This is a genomic window from Leptolyngbya cf. ectocarpi LEGE 11479 (assembly GCF_015207065.1).
GTDB lineage: Bacteria > Cyanobacteriota > Cyanobacteriia > Phormidesmidales > Phormidesmidaceae > Leptothoe > Leptothoe ectocarpi.
On record NZ_JADEXP010000510.1, the window covers coordinates 1 to 3148 of the forward strand.

Consider the following 3148-nt stretch of genomic DNA (forward strand, 5'->3'; position numbering starts at 1 on the left):
AATTTGCTGCGATACATCCACAATTTGTCCCAGACCTTGCTTAGTCTTTTGCAGCAGTTGAGTGCCTTCTACCACTTGGTTTGTCCCCCGTTCCATCGCCTCGACGACATCTCGAGTTCCCATCTGAATGTTTTTTCCAATCTGTTCAATCTCTTTGGTGGCTGCCGACGACTGTTCAGCCAGCTGACCCACTTCGCTGGCAACCACCGCAAAGCCTTGCCCTTCTTCCCCAGCATGGGCTGCTTCAATGCTGGCGTTGACCGCCAGCAGATTGGTTTTCATGGCAATTTCGTTAATCAGCGAAACCACCTGAGAAATCTGTTGAGACGATTCCCCTAGCTGTTTTACTTTCTTACCGGTTTCTGCCACTGTGGAGCGCAGTTCTAAAATACTGGTCACCGTCAGGTCCATGGCCATGCCACTATCCTGAGCGGCTGTAGAGGCTACCTGGGCTACTTCAGCTGCCTGGCGAGCATTGTCAGCCACTTCTTGAATAGAGTGCGACATCTGCTCAACCGAATTGAGCGTGTTGGTAATTTCATCCATCTGAGCCAGGGCCTCATCTGCCAGCTGTTGAATCGCCCCTTCACTCTGGTCAATGGATTCGTTTACCTGGCCTGTGGCCTGTTTCACCTGGATTACAATCGATCTCAGGCTCTCAATAATGGCGTTAAAAACGTCACCAATAATTCCAATTTCACCCGCTGTCAGCTCTGTGCGTACGGTCAGGTTGCCGTTAGAGGCTTCCTCCATCTCATTTAAGAGCTGCACCAGCTCCCGCTGCAGAATCTCACTCCGCTGGCGTTCTTCCTGGGCACGCTCAACCTGGGCTTGGGCCGTAATTTGCTGCTGTACAGCCTCTTCTTGCTTGATCAACAAGGTCTGAATCTGTTCTGCCATCAGATTGATATTGGTACCTAGCTGGGCGATCTCATCTTCTCCTCGGGTATCAATTCGAGTTCTAAAATCACCTTGTCCCAGTCGTTTTACTGAGTCAGTAATCTGCACAATGGGCAAGGTCACTCGGGTCGCCAGCAAGGTTGCGATCGCAGCCACCAGCAAAACGGTAATCCCCGTCCCCACCAGCACCGTCTGCAAAAGCTGTCGGGATGCGGCAAAAGCCGTAGACGTATCGACCAAACTCACCACACTCCAATTTAGCTGAGGGTCGCCAGGTTCATGGATAATGGGCGCATAGGCCGTTAGCTGAGGGCCGTCCCCTTCATTCAGAATTGCGGTCTGCGGTGAGCGATCTTGCAACCAGGAAACCGAATCAGCCAGGTTAACTAGAATTGCATTGGCCATCCCGTCGTCAGCATTGCTTAAAAAGACCTGTCCGTTGGCATCCAGCAATCCCACCGCCGTATTTTCAGATGTGAACCCACTGATACTCCGCTGGAGTTCTTGTACATCCAGGCGCACACGAATCATGTAGAGCATATCGCCTGTTTCAGCATCAAAGATCGGAGCAGCTCCGATCAGTGCAAACTGAAGATCCCCTGCCAGGGGGGCTCGTGGCTGTACCCACACAATATCTTGGGTCGCTTCAACTTGCTTAAACCAGTCGTTTTGGCTCACATTCTGAGGAATACCATCGGGGTTGCTGACCGCTACCGGGCTGCCCTTGAGGTCAACCACAGCGATATCTTCGTAGATCGGCGAAGTGCTAACCAGCTCCTGTAAGAAAGCATTTCGATCGGCAACATCCGTCGCCTCTCGCACATCCTCATCAGTAAATAGGCTCAGCTGAGAGAACGTTCTCAAATCTTGAAAACGACTGTTCATAAACTCTGCAGCAAAGTTGGCAATATCGGCTGTACCGGCGGTTCGAGCCTCAGTGGCCTGGGCTGTTACCCTTTGCTCCACAAAGACATACCCCAAACCACCTACCGCCACCACGGGAACTACCCCTAGCGACAGGGCCAAGGCCAGCACCTTCGTTCTCAGGGTTAGTTTTTGCCAGAAACCTTTGGAAGACGTTTGGGGTACAGAAACAGTGGACTGGCTAGGCTGCTCCACTCCATAACCCGATGTAGCACCGGTAGAATCTGGCAGACCTCCCGCCAAACTGTCCGGTGCAACATTGTTTAGATTGGGGTTCAAATTAGGTGGAAATTCTGTATTGGGAGCCATTGGTGTAAGTTTTTAGACTAGGAGTAAATAGAATTAATTTGATGTACAAGCGGTCCCTTAGCTGTTGTGCAATACCGGAGAACGTGCGATTGCTTCAGCGTCCAATACCAGAAGCATTTCATTCTGCTGCAGCAAACAACCGCGCAAGCAGGGTTTCAAACTGGGAGAAAACTGTCCCTGGGGTGTTTGAATCAAATCTGGCGAAAATCGAATCACCCCTCTCATCGTCGGTACGATCAATCCCAAAAGCGCCTGATCGTGCGCGGTTGCCATCGGCACAGCCTGTTGCTGTAATGGTTGAGCAACCCGAATAATCACAACGTTATAATTTCGAATATTCGAGGGCAGCGGGGTGGATAAAAGCATATGTGCCATATCAACTAGCCACATCACTCGACTGCGGCGAGTTGATAATCCCAACACACAGGGCGGCATGTTAGGCATCGGCGTAATCTGATGCGATGGCACCACAATGACTTCCTGCACCTGCTGCATTGAAAAAAGTGCTGGTGTCTGTTCATTGAGTTCAAAACTCAGACACGTTGCACCAGCTGTGCCTTCAGGCTGAATCAATCGATGGGCAAGAGCTGAGGCATTCATTGGCTTAAGCTATACCGAACGGCATTCACAAGTTGATCTTCGGTAAAGGGCTTGGTCACATATACATTCACACCTTGCTTCATGGCCCAGAGGCGATCAATCTCTCCTGATTTAGAGGTACAGGCCACGATGGGCACCTTTTGGGTTGCAGGATTTCTCTTTAAATTACGACACAGCTCTAAACCATTCATGCCCGGCATGACCAGGTCTGTCACAATTGCATTAGGCTGGTGCTCCATCGCCTTATTTAAAGCTTCTTTTGCATCAGTGGCTACTATCACGGTGTATCCACCTTTTCTTAGATAACCGCTAATAAGTTCTAATTCATTAATAGAGTCATCAACAACTAATACTTTAGTCACCTTAAATTACCTCGAAAGATTCCTACTAAATTTATCTATTCAGAATAAAACTC

Annotated in this window: 3 protein-coding genes; all 3 read right to left on the reverse strand. The window is 49.7% G+C overall.

The window, feature by feature from the left end; all coding sequences use genetic code 11:
- Nucleotides 1-2133 (reverse strand): methyl-accepting chemotaxis protein (locus tag IQ260_RS29165; RefSeq protein ID WP_193996567.1); only part of this gene is annotated, 2133 nt, incomplete at its 3' end.
- 57 nt (nt 2134-2190) lie between these two features.
- Entirely contained in the window at nt 2191-2733 is a 543-nt protein-coding gene (locus tag IQ260_RS29170; RefSeq protein ID WP_193996568.1) for a chemotaxis protein CheW, read from the reverse strand.
- A complete protein-coding gene (locus IQ260_RS29175; protein ID WP_193996569.1) occupies nt 2730-3095 on the reverse strand; it encodes a response regulator in 366 nt (121 codons plus the stop codon). Before IQ260_RS29175 ends, IQ260_RS29170 begins: the two co-directional genes overlap by 4 nt.
- Between the last annotated feature and the right edge of the window lie 53 nt (nt 3096-3148).

Coding starts and splice junctions, on each gene's coding strand:
- IQ260_RS29170 (WP_193996568.1), bottom strand. CDS start 2,733: ATGAATGCCTCAGCTCTTGCCCATCGATTGATTCAGCCTGAAGGCACA.